Below are 19675 nucleotides of genomic sequence, written 5' to 3' on the forward strand. Positions count from 1 at the left end.
CTTTACGAGCGCGCCGCCACCGTCGCCTGGGCCTGCGCGGTCGGCCTCGGCGGCGCGATCATGTCCGCCTCGACCGGCACGTCCGGCGGCACGCCCAGCAGTTGCAGCGAGCCGCTCGTGACCGACGAGAACACCGGCCCGGCGACGGTGCCGCCGTAATACCCCTTGCCGCGCGGCTCGTCGATCATCACCGCGACGATCAGGCGCGGATTGCTCATCGGCGCCATCCCGGCGAACAGCGCCCGGTACTTGCCCTGCGCATACGACTTGCCGACCTGCTTGCGGGCCGTGCCGGTCTTGCCGCCGATCCGGTAGCCATCGACGCGCGCGCGGCGCCCGGTGCCGCCTTCGCCGACCGCCATCTCGAGCATCGAGCGGATCGCCGCCGCCGTCTGCGGTGTCGTCACGCGATGGCCGCGATGCGCGTCAATCGTCTGCTTGTCGGTGCCGTTCTTCAGCAGCGACACCGGATGCAGCGTGCCGTCGCCGGCGTACGCGGTGTACGTCTGCGCGATCTGCAGCAGCGACATCGACAGCCCGTAGCCGTACGCCATCGTCGCCTGCTCGATCGGCCGCCAGCGCTTGTGGGGCCGCAGCCGGCCCGACGCGACACCGGGGAAGGTCAGCTCCGGCGCCCGGCCAATCCCGTAATCCTGATACTTGTTCCAGATCGTCTCGGCGGGCAGGTTCAGCGCGAGCTTCGCGAGCGCGACGTTGCTCGATTTCTGCAGCGCCTGCGCGACGGTCAGCGAGCCGTGGTTCGACGTGTCGTGGATCACGGCCGGACCGATCTTGTAGGTGCCGGGCGACGTGTTGATGATCGTGTTCGGGGTCACTTTGCGCTCGTCGAGCGACAGCGCGACGACGAGCGGCTTGATCGTCGAGCCCGGCTCGAACGTGTCGATTACCGCGCGGTTGCGCAGCTGCTGGCCGGTCAGGCGCGCACGGTCGTTCGGATCGAAGGTCGGGTAGTTCGCGAGCGCGAGGATCTCGCCGTTCTGCGCGTCGAGCACGACGACGCTGCCGGCCTGCGCGTTGTTCTCCAGCACCGCGGCCTTGAGCTGGCTGAACGCGAGCTGCTGGATGCGCCGGTCGATCGTCAGCTCGATCGTCGCACCGTGCTGCGCGGGCACGAGCGGCCGCGTGTCGGACACGATGCGCCCGAGCCGGTCGCGAATCACCTCGCGCTGCCCGGCGATGCCCGACAGCGGGCTGTTCGCCGCCAGTTCGACGCCTTCCTGCCCTTGATCCTCGACGTTCGTGAAACCGACCACGTGCGCGGCCGATTCGCCTTCGGGGTAGTAGCGCTTCGAATCGGCGATCTGCGTGACGCCCTCGATCGCGAGCTTGTCGAGACGGCTCGCCGTGTCGGCGTCGATCTGGCGCTTGAGCAGCACGAACGTGCGGTCGTGGCGCAGGCGCCGCTTGACCTCGGCGAGCGGCATGTCGAGCAGCTTCGCGATCTGCGGGTAATCCGTTTCGGCAACCTGCTTCGGATTCGCCCAGATCTCGTAGGTCGACAGGCTGACCGCGAGCATCGCGCCGTTGCGGTCGACGATGCGGCCGCGCATCGCGCCGAGCTCGATCGTGCGCTGATAACGCTTCTGGCCCTGGCCGACGTAGAACGCCTGGTTCGCGACCTGGACCCAGAACGCGCGGGCAATCAGCGCGGCGAACGCGACGAACATCACGATCACGACGAACTTCGAGCGCCACATCGGCAGGCGCGACGCGAGCACGGGATTCTTGGTTGCCGACGCGTACGGGTCGGCAGGATGGGTCTTCTTTTTCACGCTCATGCGAGGGCTGGGTCGGGCCGCGAGGCGGCACACTGTCAGTCTGAATAATGCAATTGTAATAAATGAGTAATCGTCATGTGGGGAAAGTGTCGTTTTTTGCGCCGGATCGGCGCAAAACCCGGTGCCGAAGCGGCTGGCGATCGGCGAGGTGAGGGGGCGAGGGAAGGGGGAACGGCGGAACGGGGAAACGGCGCATGCCGGCGATTTGCGCTCACGCTGGCCGGCCCGACCCCGATTGAAATGAATTCGGGCCAATTAAAAACGCCCCCGCAGGGGCGTCGCTAATTACGGATACGGAAAATAATTTCGATAAAACCGGAATAAACCCGAAACCCGCAGACAATACAGGTCAAAAATATCTATCGATCGACGGAAATGAACTCCTTGTATTCCGGCTGGATCGTGCAAGTATCGATTGCCTGCAGTCGCCATGCACCTTGTGCGTGCTCGCCCGACAGCACGGCTGTCCCCTGTTCGCGCTGTACCGCGTCGAACGACAGCCCTTGCAGCTTGCAGACGGCTGTCCCGTCGTCGGCTGCGCAGAGCGCCATAGCGCCCTCGACGTCCTTCACCTTACCCCAGGTCGGAAGATCGATACCCTGATGTGCCTCGCGAGACCACAGCCCTTCGTCCGTGTCGACCCACAGAACGGCAAACGACTGCCGGGTCGCTGATTCGCTGCCATTAATCCGAATGGTGAGGCGCATTGCATCGTCTCCTAAAAAATGACTCATTCGACCGTTTAGAGTGACAGTCTAGATAGACTGCAGTGAAACGCAAGTCGCAATGCGCAATAAGTACTGTGCGTGCGCATTGGCATTCCATATGAAATGACGTCGGACGAAACGGCTGACCGTCGTGAGACGTCCGCTGCAGGCGGCTGCGGGCAGCATGGTGCGGCGTCGCGCGTTGCCGTGGCACGGCGGCGCGCAGCGCAGCACGCGTCGATGTGTCGCGCTTGTCCGGCGAGTGATGCGGGCGCGGGGCTCGGCGCGGCGTGTGGCTACCCCCACGCTATCGACCGCATATGTCAGTAATTTGACATCGCTCGAGGTTGGCGGCGAATCGTTGGCGCGTGGCGGATGGGGCCTGATGGCCTCGGCTTGCGGACAGCCAGCCCGACCCCGGTCGACACACTCCGACAATCGCGCACAATTCGACACACTTTCACGAAACTTTCGGGACAGACTTGTTCCCGATCAGGCCCCACACTGCAAACGTCCCGATCCTGCGCCGCGACATTCATTCGCGGCCCCGCCTGCGTCCGTCGTGCCGACGCGCTTCGCCGGCGGATACCCGGCCGCCGGGACGCCGGGCCGCGCCACGCGGCCGCCGGCAGGCAAGCGCAGATGACCCGTGCCCCGCACGTCGCGCCGCCCGGCCGTTTTTTCGAAGGAGATTTTCGTGCTGATCTGGAAAACCGCGTTGTCGCTCAACTGGCGTACGAGCCTCGTATCGCCGTCCAGCGCGCCGGTCGCGGCGGCGAACGTCGGGCGGCTGGTGCTGACGGGCGCCACCGGCTTCATCGGCAGCACCGTGCTGACGGCGCTCGTCAACGCGGGGCTGCTCGATCGCGTCGTCTGCGTCGTGCGCGCGCAGGACCGCGGCCATGCAGTTGCGCGGCTGCGCGAGGCCGCGCTGCGTGCAGGGCTCGCACCGTACTGGGCGTCGCGCCTGACCGACGCGAACGTGATCGTCGGCGGGCTCGGCGACGTCTGGCAGGGCGCCGACGCATCGCGCCTCGCGCAGGCCACGCACGTGATCCACTGTGCGGGCCGTCCGTCGCTGGCGGAGGGCGCGCACCTGCGGGCCGACGCCGACGATTCGCTGTGCTTCGCCGAGCGGTTCGCGCAGGCGCCGCGCCTGCAGCGCTTCGTGCATGTGGGCACCGCATTCGTGCGCGGCGGCCGCGGCGGCACCATTCATGAGGAGTCGGAGGCCGCCGCCGATGCCGCCGCCGATGCCACCGCGGGTCCGTCCGTACCGGTCGCCGGCGCGGTGCTTGCCGCCGACTACCTGCGCGCGAAGGACGACACGGAGCAGCGCCTGCGCGCGCTCGGGCTGCCGCTCGTCGTCGTGCGGCCGTCGCACGTCGTCGGGCACACGGTGCTCGGCACGCGGCCCGCGCCGAACACGTTCTGGATGTTCCGGCTCGTGCATGCGGCGCGCCGCTATACGGCGCGGCCGATGACGCGCATCGACATCGTGTCGGTCGACGACGTCGCGCGCGCGACGATGCTGCTGACGGTCAAGCCGGCGCTCGCGCACGACGTGTATCACGTGTCGGCCGGCGACGAGGCGCCGATGGTCGCGCAGATCATGCGGGCGATGGACGAGGCGGCCGGGATGGCGGGTGCGCCGCGCTATGCGGCATGCGCGCCGGCGGATCTGCCACTCGTCGTGCGCGACGTGCTGGGGCGTCACGATCCGGCGCTCGAGCGCGTGATCGGCAAGGCACTGCAGCGCTTCGCGGAGTTCGCGACCGTCGACCGCGTGTTCGACAACCGCCGCGTGCGCGAAGAAATCGATTTCGAACCGCTGCCGTTCGTCGATTACGTCGAGGAATGCATGCGCACGTCGCGCGGCGTCGCGGTGACCGAACTGATGCGCGGCGCCGAGCGCTGAGCCGCGCGCGGCTCAGGTCGGGCTGCTGCCGAGCTCGATCAGGCGGTCGAGTGCGCGGTAGATGTCGTCGAGTGCCGCCGGGCCGAAGCGTTCCTCGAGCAGCCGGTACTGCTCGTCGATGCGCGGCCCGATTTCCGTGACCAGCGTCCGGCTTTGCGGCGTCAGGCTGACGAGCAGCCTGCGCTGGTCTTCCTGCGCGCGCGTCCGCTTGATCAGGCCGTCGCGCTCCATCCGCTCGAGCACGCCCGTCAGGCTCGGGCTCAGGATGCAGCAGCGCCGCGCGATCTGTCCCGCTTCGAGCGCATTGGATGGCTCGCCGTCGAGCACGCGAATGATCCGCCATTGCTGTTCGGTCAACGCAAATTCCTTGAGAATGGGGCGGAACAGCCCCATCAGCGTTTCGCGGGCTTCGAGCAGCAGCATGGCCAGATTGCGGTGGTCGAGCGTACGGTTCATCGACGTGAATGGGTGGACGGGGACGCGCCAATCTTAACAGGCGGTCGTGACGAATTTCGCATCTCAGGGTAATCGCGGTTGCGAGCGTTCGATTGTTTACTTAAGATGTTAAATATTGACGAGGCGCCGCGACGCGCGGCAGGGGATGACGCATGGAGCTGTGTTGCACGACTGCCGCGGCGCCGCCGCTGCCGGTCGCCATCGGTACCGTCTACGGTGCGCTGCTCAACGAGCGCGCTGCGCTCGACGCGCTTGGCGGCGCGGTGCATCAGCCGCCGTACGGCCGGCCGCCGCAGGCGCCGGTGCTCTATATCAAGCCTGCCAACACGCACGCGCCCGACGGCTCGGCGGTCGTCGTGCCGGCCAGCGTCGATGCGCTGGAGATCGGCGCGTCGGTGGCGGTGGTGTTCAGCCGCCGCGCGACCCGTGTGCCGGCCGCGCAGGCGCTCGACTACGTGCACGGCTTCACGCTCGCCAGCGACGTGTCGGTGCCGCATCCCGACTACTACCGTCCCGCCGTGCGCTACAAGTGCCGCGACGGCTTCTGTCCGCTCGGCCCGGCGATCGCCCCACCCGACGCGCTCGCGGACGTCGACGCGATCCGGCTGACCGTGCGCATCGATGGCGCCCTGGCGCTGGCCGCGTCGACCGCCACGCTGATCCGGCCGGTGCGGCAACTGATCGCCGACGTCTCGGCGTTCATGTCGTTCGACGCCGGCGATGTGCTGCTGCTCGGCGTGCCGGGCGGCGCGCCGCGCGCGAAGGCCGGCAGCCGGATCGAGATCGCCGCGGACGGCATCGGCACGTTGCGGCATGTGCTGATCGCGGAGGATGCCCGATGAAAACCGCACGCGTGATCTACAACGGCGCGGTGCACGCCGCCGAGCCGGCCGGCGACGGCCAGGTCCGCCTCGATACGGGGCGGGTCGTCGCCGAGGACGCCGTGGGCTGGCTGCCGCCCGTCGCGCCGCGCACGACGTTCGCGCTCGGCCTCAACTATGCCGACCATGCGAAGGAGCTCGCGTTCAACGCGCCGAGCGAGCCGCTGATCTTCCTGAAGGGCCAGAACACGTTCATCGGCCACCGCTCGTGCACCGTGCGGCCCGCCGACGCGACGCACATGCATTACGAGTGCGAGCTCGCGGTCGTGATCGGCCGCACCGCGCGGGGCGTGCGCCGCGCACAGGCGCTCGACTGCGTCGCGGGCTACACCGTCGCGAACGACTATGCGATCCGCGATTACCTCGAGAACTACTACCGGCCGAACCTGCGCGTAAAGAACCGCGACACCTGCACGCCGCTCGGGCCGTGGCTCGTCAGCCGCGACGAGATCGGCGATCCGGGCGGGCTGACGCTGCGCACGACGGTGAACGGCCAGGAGACGCAGCGCGGCAGCACGCGCGACATGATCTTCGACGTGCCGTCGCTGATCGAGTACATCAGCGGCTTCATGACGCTCTCGCCGGGCGACCTGATCCTGACCGGCACGCCCGAAGGGCTCGCGGACACTCAGCCGGGCGACGAGGTCGTCACCGAAATCGAAGGCATCGGCCGGCTCGTGAATACGATCGTCGGCGAACACGACTACTATCGCGCCGGCTGAGCCCGCCGCCCAAGGAGAGCAGATGACCATCAAGCACTGGATCGACGGCCGCGAAGTCGAGAGCCGCGAGACGTTCACGACGCTGAATCCCGCGACCGGCGACGTGATCACCGACGTTGCGTCGGGCGGCGAGGCCGAAGTCGACGCAGCGGTGCGTGCCGCGAAGGAAGCGTTTCCGAAGTGGGCGAACACGCCCGCGAAGGAGCGCGCGAAGCTGATGCGCAAGCTCGGCGAGCTGATCGAGAAGAACGTGCCGATGCTCGCGGCGCTCGAGACGCAGGACACGGGGCTGCCGATTGCGCAGACCAGCAAGCAGCTGATTCCGCGCGCGTCGGAGAACTTCAATTTCTTCGCGGAAGTGTGCGTGCAGATGAACGGCCGCACGTACCCGGTCGACGACCAGATGCTGAACTACACGCTGTATCAGCCGGTCGGCGTGTGCGCGCTGGTGTCGCCGTGGAACGTGCCGTTCATGACCGCGACGTGGAAGACGGCGCCGTGTCTCGCGCTTGGCAACACCGCGGTGCTGAAGATGTCCGAGCTGTCGCCGCTGACGGCCGACCAGCTCGGCCGGCTCGCGCTCGAAGCCGGCATTCCGCCCGGCGTGCTGAACGTCGTGCAGGGTTATGGCGCGACCGCCGGCGACGCGCTCGTGCGGCATCCGGACGTGCGCGCGGTGTCGTTTACGGGTGGCACGGTGACCGGCAAGCGGATCATGGAGCGCGCGGGCCTGAAGAAATACTCGATGGAACTCGGCGGCAAGTCGCCGGTGCTGATCTTCGACGATGCCGATTTCGACCGCGCGCTCGACGCATCGCTGTTCACGATCTTCTCGATCAACGGCGAGCGTTGCACGGCCGGTTCGCGGATCTTCGTGCAGCGCTCGATCTACGACCGTTTCGTGCAGGAGTTCGCGCGCCGCGCGAACAATCTCGTGGTCGGCGATCCGGCCGACCACGCGACCCAGCTCGGCGCGATGATCACGCGAGCGCACTGGGAGAAGGTGACGGGTTACATCCGCATCGGCGAACAGGAGGGCGCGCGGCTCGTCGCGGGCGGTGCCGACAAGCCGGCGAACCTGCCCGCGCACCTGCGCAACGGCAACTTCGTACGCCCGACCGTGTTCGCGGACGTCGATAACCGGATGCGCATCGCGCAGGAAGAGATCTTCGGCCCGGTCGCGTGCCTGATTCCGTTCGAGAGCGAGGACGAAGGGCTGCGGCTCGCGAACGACACGAGCTACGGCCTCGCGTCGTACATCTGGACGCAGGACGTCGGCAAGGTGCACCGCCTCGCGCGCGGCATCGAGGCCGGGATGGTGTTCGTCAACAGCCAGAACGTGCGCGACCTGCGCCAGCCGTTCGGCGGCGTGAAGGAGTCGGGCACCGGCCGCGAGGGCGGCGAGTACAGCTTCGAGGTGTTCGCGGAGATCAAGAACGTCTGCATCTCGATGGGTTCGCATCACATTCCGCGCTGGGGCCTGTAAGCGGCGCGTGAAAGAACGATATGGAGACACACGATGGGCAAACTGTCCCTCGCCGCGAAGATCACGCACGTGCCGTCGATGTACCTGTCGGAATTGCCCGGCAGGCATCACGGCTGCCGCGACGCGGCGATCCGCGGCCATCAGCTGATCGGCGAGCGCTGCCGCGCGCTCGGCGTCGACACGATCGTCGTGTCGGACGTGCACTGGCTCGTCAATGCCGGTTATCACGTGAACTGCAATGCGCAATTTGCCGGCACGTATACGAGCAATGAACTGCCGCACTTCATCCGCGACATGCAGTACGCGTATCCGGGCAACCCGGCGCTCGGCCGGCTGATCGCGGAAACGGCGACCGCGCGCGGGATCGCGACGCGTGCGCACGAGATCGGCAGCCTCGAACTCGAGTACGGCACGCTGGTGCCGATGCGCTACATGAACGGCGACCAGCATTTCAAGGTCGTGTCGATCGCCGGCTGGTGCATGTGGCATGCGCTCGACGACAGCCGCCGCTTCGGCGAGGCGCTGCTCGAGGCGATCGGGAAGAGCGATTCGAACGTCGCGTTCCTCGCGAGCGGGTCGCTGTCGCATCGCTTCAACGACAACGGCAGCCCCGAGGAATCGATCCACCAGATCAGCCGCGAGTTCTTCCGGCAGGTCGACCTGCGCGTCGTCGAGCTGTGGAAGCAGGGCGACTTCAAGACGTTCTGCGCGATGCTGCCCGAATACAACATCCATTGCCACGGCGAAGGCGGGATGCACGATACCGCGATGCTGCTCGGCCTGCTCGGCTGGGACCGCTACGACAAGCCCGTCGAGATCGTCACCGATTACTTCGCGAGTTCGGGCACCGGGCAGATCAACGCGATCTTTCCGCTGCCCTGAATGCCACCACGTTACGCCGCCACGTCACGCCACGTCACGTATCCGACAGGAGAATCGTCATGCCACACATCGTCGTCGAGTACACCGCGAATATTCGCGACGACGCGCGCATTTCCGTGCTGCTGCGCACGATCAACGCGACGCTGATCGCGCAGGGCGGCGTGTTTCCGACCGGCGGGATCCGCTCGCGCGCGATCGAGCTGCACGACTACTGCGTCGCCGACGGCACCGAAGACGACGCGTTCGTCCACGTGACGCTGAAGATCGGCGCGGGCCGCAGCGACGACGTGAAGCAAGCCGCGTGCGACGCGCTGTTCGACGCGATCAAGTCGCATTTCGCGGAGCTGTATGCGAAGCGTTATCTCGCGCTGTCGATGGAACTGACCGAATTCAGCGAGAGCGGCTCGTACAAGCACAACAACATCCACGCTCGCTACCAGCGGGCCGGCTGAACCCCATTCCCGATTCCACCATGCTCGATACCGCCACCATCGACCAGCTCGCGCGGCGCCTCAATGACGCCGAGCGCGAGCGCAAGCAGATCCGCCAGATCTCGCTCGACTACCCGGACATCACGATCGACGACGCGTATGCGATCCAGCGCGCGTGGGTGAACGTCAAGCTCGCAGAAGGCCGCACGCTGAAAGGCCACAAGATCGGCCTCACGTCGAAGGCGATGCAGAACACGTCGCAGATCGACGAACCCGACTACGGCGCGCTGCTCGACGACATGTTCTTCGAGGACGGCGGCACGATTCCGACGCAGCGCTTCATCGTGCCGCGCGTTGAGGTCGAGCTCGCGTTCGTGCTCGGCAAGCGCCTGAGCGGGCCGAACTGCACGATCTTCGACGTGTACGACGCGGTCGATTACGTCGTGCCCGCGCTCGAGATCATCGATGCGCGCAGCCAGTCGATCGATCCGGATACGCAGCGCCCGCGCAAGGTGTTCGACACGATCGCCGACAACGCGGCGAACGCGGGTGTCGTGATCGGCGGGCGGCCCGTGCGGCCGGCCGACGTCGACCTGCGCTGGGTCGCGGCGATTATGTCGCGCAACGGCGTGGTCGAGGAGACGGGTGTCGCAGCCGGCGTGCTGAATCATCCGGCCAACGGGGTCGTGTGGCTCGCGAACCGGCTCGCGCGCTTCGACGTCGCGCTGGAGCCGGGGCAGATCGTGCTCGGCGGGTCGTTCACGCGGCCGTGCGCGGCGCGCGCCGGCGATACGTTCAGCGTCGATTACGGTCCGCTCGGGACCATCCAGTGCCATTTCGGGTGACCCGCGATGCAGATTCCGTCGAACACGTTCAAGGCCGCGCTCGCGCGCGGCGACGCGCAGATCGGCTTGTGGCTCGGTCTTGCGAATCCGTATAGCGCCGAAGTGGTCGCGGGCGCCGGTTTTGACTGGCTGCTGATCGACGGCGAACATGCGCCGAACACGGTGCCGACGATCGTCGCGCAATTGCAGGCGATCGCGCCGTATCCGTCGCATCCGGTCGTGCGCGTGCCGTGGAACGACCCGGTGATCGTCAAGCAGGTGCTCGATCTCGGCGCGCAGACGCTGCTCGTGCCGATGGTGCAGAGCGCCGACGAGGCGCGCGCGGCGGTCGCGGCGACGCGCTATCCGCCGCACGGGATCCGCGGCGTCGGCAGCGCGCTGGCGCGGGCGTCGCGCTGGAATCGCGTCGGCGATTACCTGCATCGTGCGAACGACGAGATGGCCGTGCTCGTGCAGGTCGAGACGCGCGCGGGACTCGACGCGATCGACGCAATCGCGCGGGTGGACGGGGTGGATGGCGTGTTCATCGGGCCGGCCGACCTGGCGGCCGACCTTGGGCATCTCGGGAATCCCGGTCATCCGGATGTGCAGGCGGCGATCGATGGGGCCATCCGGGCGATCCGGGCGGCCGGCAAGGCGCCGGGCATTCTGAGCGCGGACGAGCGCGCGGCGAAGCGGTATCTGGAGGCGGGCGCGACGTTCGTGGCGGTGGGTGTCGATACGACGCTGCTGGCGAGAAGCGCGGAACGGTTGGCGGCGGCATTCAAGGCAAACATCGCAGCAGATATGAGGAAAGGCGATGGAACATACTGATTCAAACCTACCGGATTCGCTCGAATTGCCCGATGAGGCACGTAACGCAGCGTCGTCGCCGATACCGGACATCGCAGCTCTGGCACGCCCAGACGCGCAGAGCATGCGCGCGATGGTAGCGCTGGCGGCGCAGGCGCAACATCTCGACATGGGGTACGACTGACAAAAGTCACGTGCCGCATACCGAGCCACCGAGCGACATGAGTGGCGTTGCGGGCGTGACCGGCGATGGCGTTGGCATTGCCCGCCACGCCATCGCCAATGCTCGCGCCCGCGTCAAGTGACTCAGAACCGCTGCTGAATCCCCACGGTCGCGCCGACCTGCGTATCGCTGTATCCCGCGACGTCGCGCGACACCCCGACCTTCTGCCCGTGCTTCGCAATCGCGAAGCCACCGGACGCATACAGCACCGTGCGCTTCGACAGCGCGTAGTTCGCGCGCACCGACACCAGCGTCGGATCGGCGTCGGTGCCGCCCTTGATGTTCTGGTGATACACGGCCGCGATCAGCGAGAACGCCGGCGTGAACTGGTACGAGCCGCCGACCCAGTACATATCGCTCAACTGGTTCGCGGCTGTCGTGCGGAACGTGCGCTTGTAATTGCGGTAGCCGGCCATCGTCTTCAGCTTGCCGAAGTCGTAGCTGAGGCCCGCGTGGATCCCCTGGATGTAGTTGACCGGGTCGGCCGGCGTCACGCTGTCGGCCGCGCCACTCTGGCTGTCGAACGTGACGACCGCGGCGAACGGCCCGGTCTCGTAGCCGAGCGCGAAGTCGTATTTCGAGCTGGTCTTCACGCTGCCCGGCACGTTGCCGAAGCCGTACATCGCGCCGAACTTGAAGCCCGCGTATTCGCCGTCATAGCGCACCGCGTTCGACGAGCGCGTGAACAGGCCGTCCTTGCGGCCGCCCGTTGCCGTCGACGACGTCGCCCACGAATAGTTCTGCGCGTAGCCCATCGGATCGAACGGCAGCATGTAGTCGTAGGTCACGGTGAAATTGCGGCCCAGCGTGAGCTCGCCCCATTTGCCTTTCAGCCCGACCGTCGCACGGCGCGCGAAGATCGAATCGGGGCCGTCGTCGAACGCGCCATTCGCGAGGTCGATGCCGCTCTCGAGCCGGAACACGGCCTTCAGCCCGCCGCCGAGATCCTCGACGCCGCGCAGGCCCCAGCGCGACGTGTTCTTGTTGCCGGATTTCAGCTTGAACGCGTTGCCGCCTTCGGGCGCCGCGTGGTTCGAGAATTCGATGCCGGCATCCATGATCCCGTAGATCGTGACCGACGACTGTGCATAGGCGGCAGGCGCGGCGACGCAGGCCGCGGCGGCCGAGCCAGTGAGGACTACTGCGCGAAGGGAACGTGCTGCGCAAGACTTCATTGGCGGTGTCTCCTTGGTTCTTGTGGGTGAGGAAAATCGTGGCGCGCACGGCGCCTCGGCGGATGTCGGGGGATATCCGCCGAGGCGAGCTGCGCTGCGCGCTCGGGCACGGCGGCGAACGCTGCGCCGCCGCGCGGGTCAGCCTGCCTTCGCGAACGCCCAGCAGTCGTTGGTCGGGAATTCGATCCAGTGCTTGCCGGCCGAGCGCGGCACGTGGCCGAACGCGCGCAGCCGCAGGTCGCCGCAATGGAACAGGTATTCCCAGCGGTCGCCGAGATACATCGACGTGACGAGGTCGGCCTGCAGCCGGTTCGCGCCGGGGCCGTCGGCGACCTGCACGCGTTCGAGGCGGATCACCGCCTGAGCGTGCTGGCCGGGCGCGAGTGTGTCGCGTGCGAGCGCGCGCAACTGCCAGCCGTCGCCGGCGAGCGTCACGCATTCGCCGTCGACCGCTGCGACGCGTGCGTCGATCCGGTTGTTGCTGCCCATGAATTCGGCCGTATACAGCGAGCGGGGTGCGCCATACAGCTCGGCCGGCGTGCCTTCCTGCTCGATGCGGCCGTTGCGCAGCAGCAGGATGCGGTCGGACATCGCCATCGCCTCGGTCTGGTCGTGCGTCACGCACAGCGCCGACAGCCCGAGCGACACGATCAGCTCGCGCAGCCATGCGCGCGCTTCCTCGCGCAGCTTCGCATCGAGGTTCGACAACGGCTCGTCGAGCAGGATCACGGGCGGGTTGTAGACGAGCGCCCGCGCAATCGCGACGCGCTGCTGCTGGCCGCCCGACAGCTGGTGCGGATAGCGCTCGGCGAGATGCCCGAGGCCGAGCTGGTTTAGCGCGGTCTGCACGCGGCGTTTCTGCTCGGCAGGCGCGACGCGGCGCAGCTTCAGCCCGTAGCCGACGTTGTCGGCGACGGTGCGGTGCGGCCACAGCGCATACGACTGGAACACGAGCCCGAGCGAGCGCTGCTCGACCGGCAGGTCGATGCGCCGCGCGCCGTCGAAGAACACGCGGTCGTCGAGCTGGATGCGGCCGTCGGACGGCTGTTCGAGGCCCGCGACCGCGCGCAGCAGCGTGGTCTTGCCGCTGCCGGACGCGCCCAGCAGGCACACGACCTCGCCGGCCTTCAGTTCGAACGACACGCCCTTGAGGATCGGATTCGCGCCGTAGCTGAGATGCAGATCGTCGACGATGAGCTTATCCATGAAGTTTCACTCCGAAGCGCAGGGCCACGCCGAGACCGGCGCCGACCATCGCGATGTTGATGACAGAGAGCGCGGCAACCTGGTCGACCGCGCCGGTCGCCCACAGCGACACGAGCAGCGCGCCGATCACTTCGGTGCCGGGCGACAGCAGGTAGACGGCGGTCGAGTATTCGCGCTCGAAGATCATGAAGATCAGCAGCCACGCGGCGAGCAGGCCGAAGCGCACGAGCGGCAGCGTCACGTCGAGCGACACGCGGCTGCGCGTCGCGCCGACGCTGCGCCCGGCTTCCTCGAGCTCCGGCCCGACCTGCAGCAGCGCGCTCTGGATCAGCCGCATCCCGTACGCGAGCCACACGACCGTGTACGCGATCCAGATGCTCCACATCGAGCTCTTCAGTTCGCGCAGGCCCGGCACGAACAGGAAGATCCACAGGAACGCGAGGCCGGCGAGCAGGCCTGGCACCGCGCGCGGCAGCAGCACGAGGTAGTCGAGCAGCTTCGTCGCCCAGTCGTTGCGGCGGTGGCCGGCGAACGCGACGAGCGAGTAGAAGCCGATCGCGATTGCGCCGCCGATCACGCCGATGCCGAGCGTGTTGACGATCGCGCGCACGAGGTTGTCCTGCTCGAACAGCTCGACGAAGTTCGACAGCGTCAGCGCTTCGCCGAGCGCCACGCCTTCGCCCCAGTTGGTCACGAACGCGCGCAGCACGATGCCGGAGATCGGCACGATCACGGTCAGCGCGAGCCACAGCCCGACGATCGCGACCGCAACCCAGCGCCACGCGCCGAGCGGCAGCACGGTCGTGCGGCCGGCCTTGCCCTTCACGGTGACGAAGCGGTTCGCCGTCTTCAGCAGCCGGCGCTGCAGCAGCACGAGCGGGAACGTGATCGCGATGATGCAGATTGCGACCGCCGCCATCAGGTGATACGACGGCACGCCGAGCTTGTTGGTCAGCTTGTACAGGTAGGTCGCGAGCACGAGGTGGCCTTCCGGATCGCCGAGCACGAGCGGCAGCCCGAACACCTCGAAGCCGAGGAAGAACACCAGCACGCCGGCGAACAGCAGCGCGGGCATCGTCATCGGCAGGCTCACGTCGAGGGCGACGCGGAACGGCCGCGCGCCGGTCACGCGCGCCGCTTCCTCGACGTCGGAGCCGAGGTTGCGCAGCGCGGCCGACGAATACAGGTATACGTGCGGCACGTGCGTGAGCCCGACGATCAGCGTGATCGCGAAGATCGAGTAGATGTTCCAGGGCACGCTGTCGGCGCCGAACAGCGCCTTGAACCACACCGAGTAGAAGCCGACCGGGCCGACCGCGACCACGTAGCCGAACGCGAGCACCATCGGCGACACGAACACCGGCGTGAGCAGCAGCGGTTCGAGCCAGCGGCGGCCGGGCAGGTCGGTGCGCACCATCAGGAACGCGAGGATGCCGCCGAGCGGGATCGCGATGAACAGCATGCCGCCGGCGATGATGAACGAGTTCGTCACGGCCGACCAGAAGTCGGGATCGCTGAAGACGAAGCGAAAGCCTTCGATGCCGAGCGTCTTGTTCGCGTCGAAGAACGGCGCGGACAGCAGGCTCTGGAACAGGATGAAGCCGAGCGGCAGCGCGACTGCGATGGTGAGCACCGCGATGACGATCCAGCGCAGCATGCCGGCGAGCGGCTGCAGGCTGCTGGCGCGCAGCGCGGGAATCGCGCCGCCGCCGGTGGGTTGCGGAACGGCCGGCGGCGCTCCGCGTGTGCTGGTTGAAAGCATGAGTTCGCCCCTGCGGCCCGCGGGCCGCATAAAGGAAGTCGTCGGAAAGGGGAGGCGCATCGCCCGCGATGCGGGCGACGCCTGGCGAGGCGTTAAGCGGCGATCAGCGCTTGATCGACTGTTGCCACTGCTTGAGGAACGCGAGGCGCTTCGACTGGTCGAGGTAGACGAGCAGGCCGGTGCCGATCTGGATCGGCTTCAGCGAGTCGCCGAGTTCCTTCATCAGGCCGGCAGCCGACGTCTCGCCGTTCACGTCGGTGCGGATCGCATACAGGTTCGCCTGGTTCGCGATCAGCGTCTGGCCGCGCTGCGACAGCAGGTAGTCGACCCACAGCTTCGCGGCATTCGGGCTCTTAGCCTTCTTCGAGATCGTCGCGAGGCGGCTCACGACCTGTGTGTAGTCCCGCGGAAACACATAGCCGATCGACTTGTCCTTCTTCGCCTTCGCGTACGCATACGAGCCGATGATGTTGTAGCCGATCAGGTTCTCGCCGGACGAGATCCGCTCCATCATCGCGCCGGTGCTCGACTGCAGCTTCGGGCCGGTTGCGCCGATCGCCTTCACGAGTTCCCACGTGACCTTCTCGTTCAGGTGCGCGTCCTGCGTCAGCGCGTTGAAGCCGACGCCGGACTTCTCGACGTCGTACGTCGTGAGCTTGCCCTTGAACTTGTCCGGTTGCGACGCGAGCAGCTTGATCAGCTCGGTGCGCGTCTTCGGCACCTCGTTCTCGGGGATCAGGCGCTTGTTGTAGACGATCGCGAGCGGTTCGAACGTCGTGCCGTACGCCTGCTTCTGGTATTGCGCCCACTGCGGCACGTTCGCGCTTTCGGGCGAATCGTACGGCGCCATCAGACCGTCGTTGACGAGCTTGACCTGCAGGTCCATCGCCGAGCTCCACAGCACGTCGGCGCTGGTGCTGTTCGCCGCGTTCTCGCTGATGTAGCGGTTGTACAGTTCGGTGCTGTTCATGTCGTTGTACTCCACCTTGATTCCGTACAGGCTTTCGAAATCCTTGATCAGCGGCCGTACGAGGCCCGTGTCGGTCGTCGAATAGACGATCAGCTTGCCTTCCTTCTTCGCGGCATCGACGACGCCCTGGTAGTTACCCGGATATCCGGCCGGAACCTGCGCGCTGGCGGCGCCGGCGACGATCGACAGGATGGCGGCGAGGTGCTTCGGTGCGAACGGCATGTCTTCCTCCAATTACGCGTCTGTGTTGTTCGAGTGACGCGGATGTTAATTGCGACGCACTTTCAGCCTGCTTTCATTTCGGTTCACAATAGCGTCCTTTGTGTCATGGATTTCCCGAGGTCCCCATGCGTGTGCTGCTCGTCGAAGACAACCCGATCCTCGCGCAATCGCTGTCCGATGCGCTGGCTGCCGCGCGTTTCGCGGTCGATCACATGGCGGACGGGGAGGCGGCGGATCACGTGCTGCGCACGCAGGATTACGCGCTCGTGATCCTCGATCTGGGCCTGCCGAAGCTCGACGGGCTCGAGGTGCTGCGGCGGCTGCGCTCACGGCGCAACCCGGTGCCGGTGCTGATCCTGACCGCGCACGGCTCGGTCGAGGACCGCGTAAAGGGGCTCGATCTCGGGGCCGACGATTATCTCGCGAAACCTTTCGAGCTGACCGAGCTGGAGGCGCGCGCTCGCGCGCTGATCCGGCGCAGCCTCGGGCACGAGCATTCGCGCGTCGAATGCGGGCCGCTTGCGTTCGACAGCGTCGACCGCAGCTTCCGGCTCGCGGGCGAGCCGCTGTCGCTGACGCCGCGCGAGCGTTCGGTACTCGAGGTGCTGATCCTGCGCAATGGCCGCGCGATCAACAAGGACACGCTGTCGGAGAAGATCTTCGGGCTCGACGAATCGGTCAACGCCGACGCGATCGAGATCTACGTGTATCGGCTGCGCAAGAAGCTGGAGAACAGCGGCGTTGCGATCGTCACGCTGCGCGGGCTCGGCTACCTGCTCGAAGCGAAGGCCGTATGAACGCCCCCCAGGCTCATGTTCGTTTGCTGACGCGGCCAAACCTGCGGATGCAGGTCGCGCTGTGGCTGCTGCTGCCGCTGCTCGGCCTGCTCGCGCTCGACTCGTGGCTCACCTACCAGCGCGCGATGAGCGCTGCGCATGTCGCGTTCGACCGCACGCTGTCGTCGTCGCTGAAGTCGATCCGCGAGGGTGTGCGGCTGAACCAGGGAGAGATCGAGGTCGACCTGCCGTATCTGGCGCTCGAGATGTTCGAGTCGAGCGACGGCGGCAAGATCTACTACCTGATCCGCGAGGACAACGGCCGCGCGGTGACGGGCTACCCCGACCTGCCGCTGCCTCAGGGGCGCGATGCGGGCGACGGCGCGCTGTTCGCGACGCGCTACTACGACGCCGTCTATCGCGGCGAACGCCTGCGGATGGCCGCGCTGCGCCTGCCGATCCACGACGTGCCGAGCGCACAGTCGCGCATCGTGTGGGTGATGGTCGGCGAGACGATCGAGGCGCGCCAGGCGCTCGCGCGCGAGATCCTGATGGGTTCGCTGCTGCAGGAGGGGCTGCTCGTGGTGCTTGCGCTCGGCATCGTGTGGCTCGGCGTCGGGCGCGGGCTGCGGCCGCTGAGCAGGCTGTCGGCGACGGTTGCCGCGCGCGCCGAGGACGATCCGACGCCGCTCGATACCGGCGGGATGCCGAGCGAGCTCGCGCCGCTCGTCGATTCGATCAACCAGTACATCGGCCGCACGCAGCGGATGCAGGTCGCGCGGCGGCGCTTCTTCGCGGATGCCGCGCACCAGCTGAAGACGCCGCTCGCAGCCGTGCAGGCGGGCGTCGAGCTCGCGCTGCGGCCCCACGAGCAGCCGCGCGTGAACGTGCATCTGCGGCGCGTGAACGGTGCGGTGCGGCAGGCGGCGAAGATCGTCCAGCAGCTGCTGTCGCTGTCGCGGCTCGATTCGGACAGCGGGCAGGCCGTCGCACACCAGCCGGTCGCGCTGCACCGGCTCGCGCGCAGCGTGACGCTCGACTGGTCGCCGGTGGCCCGCGCGCGCGACATCGATCTCGGCTTCGAGCACGAGGCGGATGTCGACGTGCTTGGCCAGCCCGATCTGCTCGGCGAGTTGATCGGCAACCTGATCGACAACGCGATCCGCTATGCGGGCGACCGCGCGGTGATTACCGTGCGCGTGTCGCACGACGGCGGGCACGCGCGGCTCGACGTGATCGACAACGGACCGGGGATTCACGAGAGCGAGCGCGACGCGGTGTTCGAGCGGTTCCATCGCGGCAGCAACACGCAGACGGTCGAAGGTACGGGGCTCGGGCTGTCGATCGTGAGAGAGATCGCGCGGGTGCATCAGGGGAGGGTCGCGCTGAGTGATGCGGCGGGCGGCGGGTTGATCGTCACCGTGACGCTGCCCGTGCTGCGTGAGGCGGCGTAGCGGGGGCTCGCCGGGCAGCATCCGCCTTCAGTCGCCGAACCCGATTTCCGCCTCGAGCGCCTGCCCGACTTCGAGAAAACGCCCCGCGCCGCGCACGACGATCGCGTTGTTGCCGAACGTCAGCGCGCCGTCGAAATTCGGGTTCGCGCGATAGGTCTGCAGCGTGTCGGTCGGCTCGTGCGGCCAGGCGGGATCGGGCGCGCCGGTGCGCTGGTCGATCGTCGGCACCGGGCAGCGCGTGCACAGCTTCACGAGGCGCAGCCGCACCGGCGTGTCGCCGTCGGTGTCGAGGTGCTCGATGAAATCCTCTTCAAACGCGTCGATGCCCGACACGACGAGGTTCGGACGGAAGCGGTCCATCGGAATCGCCGGCGCGCCCTTCGCGACAAGGCGCGCGTTCAGGTCGTCGAGCGACGCCTGGCCGATCACGAGCAGCGGGTAGCCGTCGGCGAAGCGGGTCGATGCGTCGAGCTCGCCGGTCCATTTACGGCTGCACGCGCGCCGCGCATCGGGCGCGAAGCGCGCGAGCTTCGCCGGCATGCCGAGGAATTCGCTGAACCAGGCGGCGGTGGCCGCACCGGTGTCGATCGCGTCGACGGTGTCGCGCCAGACGGTCGCCGCCATCTTCGGCGTCTGCGCCGACGCTTCGCCGTCGAGCGGCGTGCGCAGCTCGGGCATGCCGGGCGCATTCAGCACCAGCGCGTCGCCGTCGAATGCGGGTTGCACGAGCGCGAGGCGCGGATGCGTGCGCTGCGTGATCATCTCGCCGGCCGCGTCGGTCACCATCCAGTGACGGTCGTAGGCGAGCCCGGTGTCGAGCAGCAGCGCGCGGCGTAGCGCGATGCCGCCGCAGGATTTGATCGGGTAGACGAAAAGTTCGCTGATGGTTGGCATGGTGCTGGCTTCGACCGACGCGGAAAGTCAAAGCGCGATTGTGCCAGATCGCTCTATTGCACGTTGGTGCCTCT

Annotated in this window: 19 protein-coding genes; 11 read left to right on the top strand and 8 right to left on the bottom strand. The window is 67.4% G+C overall.

The annotated features are described in order from the left end of the window. Positions 1–2: 2 nt before the first annotated feature. A complete protein-coding gene (locus tag DID96_RS00180) occupies positions 3–1799 on the bottom strand; it encodes a penicillin-binding protein 2 (protein WP_124597256.1) in 1797 nt (598 codons plus the stop codon). Between the two features lie 359 nt (positions 1800–2158). Next, positions 2159–2506 (bottom strand): DUF3564 family protein, encoded by a 348-nt coding sequence (locus DID96_RS00185; protein ID WP_124597257.1) that lies wholly within the window; start codon positions 2504–2506, stop codon positions 2159–2161. A 697-nt stretch (positions 2507–3203) separates the two neighbouring features. Between DID96_RS00185 and DID96_RS00190 the strand changes: the two genes are divergently transcribed. After that, positions 3204–4424, top strand: a complete 1221-nt coding sequence (locus tag DID96_RS00190) for an SDR family oxidoreductase (RefSeq protein ID WP_124597258.1) — start codon at positions 3204–3206, stop codon at positions 4422–4424. Positions 4425–4436: 12 nt separating this feature from the next. Here DID96_RS00190 and hpaR read toward each other — a convergent pair whose 3' ends face one another. Next, on the bottom strand, positions 4437–4880 hold the full coding sequence (gene hpaR / locus DID96_RS00195; RefSeq protein ID WP_124597259.1) for a homoprotocatechuate degradation operon regulator HpaR: 444 nt from the start codon (positions 4878–4880) through the stop codon (positions 4437–4439). Between the two features lie 152 nt (positions 4881–5032). Between hpaR and DID96_RS00200 the strand changes: the two genes are divergently transcribed. Genes DID96_RS00200 through DID96_RS38145 form a run of 8 tightly spaced genes read left to right on the top strand, consistent with a single transcriptional unit; the run spans position 5033 to position 11103 of the window. After that, positions 5033–5722, top strand: coding sequence for a fumarylacetoacetate hydrolase family protein (locus tag DID96_RS00200; RefSeq protein ID WP_124597260.1), 690 nt, complete (start codon positions 5033–5035; stop codon positions 5720–5722). Further along, on the top strand, positions 5719–6483 hold the full coding sequence (locus tag DID96_RS00205; RefSeq protein ID WP_124597261.1) for a fumarylacetoacetate hydrolase family protein: 765 nt from the start codon (positions 5719–5721) through the stop codon (positions 6481–6483). The genes DID96_RS00200 and DID96_RS00205 overlap by 4 nt, the downstream gene beginning before the upstream one ends. A gap of 22 nt (positions 6484–6505) precedes the next feature. After that, positions 6506–7969 carry a 5-carboxymethyl-2-hydroxymuconate semialdehyde dehydrogenase gene (gene hpaE, locus DID96_RS00210; RefSeq protein WP_124597262.1) on the top strand — a complete coding sequence of 488 codons (1464 nt, stop codon included), beginning with the start codon at positions 6506–6508 and terminating at the stop codon, positions 7967–7969. Positions 7970–8002: 33 nt separating this feature from the next. Beyond that, a complete protein-coding gene (gene hpaD, locus DID96_RS00215) occupies positions 8003–8851 on the top strand; it encodes a 3,4-dihydroxyphenylacetate 2,3-dioxygenase (protein ID WP_124597263.1) in 849 nt (282 codons plus the stop codon). Positions 8852–8910: 59 nt separating this feature from the next. After that, on the top strand, positions 8911–9303 hold the full coding sequence (locus tag DID96_RS00220; RefSeq protein ID WP_124597264.1) for a 5-carboxymethyl-2-hydroxymuconate Delta-isomerase: 393 nt from the start codon (positions 8911–8913) through the stop codon (positions 9301–9303). 20 nt (positions 9304–9323) lie between these two features. Further along, positions 9324–10127, top strand: coding sequence for a 2-oxo-hept-4-ene-1,7-dioate hydratase (gene hpaH, locus DID96_RS00225; protein WP_124597265.1), 804 nt, complete (start codon positions 9324–9326; stop codon positions 10125–10127). A 6-nt stretch (positions 10128–10133) separates the two neighbouring features. Further along, entirely contained in the window at positions 10134–10940 is an 807-nt protein-coding gene (hpaI, locus tag DID96_RS00230; RefSeq protein ID WP_124597266.1) for a 4-hydroxy-2-oxoheptanedioate aldolase, read from the top strand. After that, the gene (locus DID96_RS38145) at positions 10927–11103 is read left to right on the top strand and encodes a hypothetical protein (protein ID WP_185732140.1); all 177 of its coding nucleotides are present in this window, start codon (positions 10927–10929) and stop codon (positions 11101–11103) included. Before hpaI ends, DID96_RS38145 begins: the two co-directional genes overlap by 14 nt. 122 nt (positions 11104–11225) lie before the next feature. On the opposite strand, the gene DID96_RS00235 is transcribed toward DID96_RS38145, so the two are convergent. The 4 genes from DID96_RS00235 to DID96_RS00250 all read right to left on the bottom strand — a co-directional run bounded on the left by DID96_RS00235 (position 11226) and on the right by DID96_RS00250 (position 16477). Further along, positions 11226–12317 (bottom strand): porin, encoded by a 1092-nt coding sequence (locus DID96_RS00235; RefSeq protein WP_124597267.1) that lies wholly within the window; start codon positions 12315–12317, stop codon positions 11226–11228. Between the two features lie 138 nt (positions 12318–12455). Next, entirely contained in the window at positions 12456–13523 is a 1068-nt protein-coding gene (locus tag DID96_RS00240; RefSeq protein ID WP_124597268.1) for an ABC transporter ATP-binding protein, read from the bottom strand. After that, complete coding sequence (locus DID96_RS00245) at positions 13516–15285, bottom strand: iron ABC transporter permease (protein WP_124597269.1); 1770 nt, start codon at positions 15283–15285, stop codon at positions 13516–13518. Before DID96_RS00245 ends, DID96_RS00240 begins: the two co-directional genes overlap by 8 nt. A 103-nt stretch (positions 15286–15388) precedes the next feature. After that, positions 15389–16477 (bottom strand): ABC transporter substrate-binding protein, encoded by a 1089-nt coding sequence (locus DID96_RS00250; protein WP_124597270.1) that lies wholly within the window; start codon positions 16475–16477, stop codon positions 15389–15391. 125 nt (positions 16478–16602) lie between these two features. On the opposite strand from DID96_RS00250, the gene DID96_RS00255 reads away from it, so the two are divergent. Further along, a complete protein-coding gene (locus DID96_RS00255; protein ID WP_124597271.1) occupies positions 16603–17274 on the top strand; it encodes a response regulator in 672 nt (223 codons plus the stop codon). 26 nt (positions 17275–17300) lie between these two features. Further along, positions 17301–18707, top strand: a complete 1407-nt coding sequence (locus tag DID96_RS00260; protein WP_124597562.1) for a sensor histidine kinase — start codon at positions 17301–17303, stop codon at positions 18705–18707. 27 nt (positions 18708–18734) lie between these two features. Here DID96_RS00260 and DID96_RS00265 read toward each other — a convergent pair whose 3' ends face one another. Continuing rightward, the gene (locus DID96_RS00265) at positions 18735–19601 is read right to left on the bottom strand and encodes an MOSC domain-containing protein (RefSeq protein ID WP_124597272.1); all 867 of its coding nucleotides are present in this window, start codon (positions 19599–19601) and stop codon (positions 18735–18737) included. Positions 19602–19675: the final 74 nt, after the last annotated feature.

It is taken from the genome of Burkholderia sp. Bp8963 (genome assembly GCF_003854275.1).
Lineage (GTDB): Bacteria > Pseudomonadota > Gammaproteobacteria > Burkholderiales > Burkholderiaceae > Burkholderia.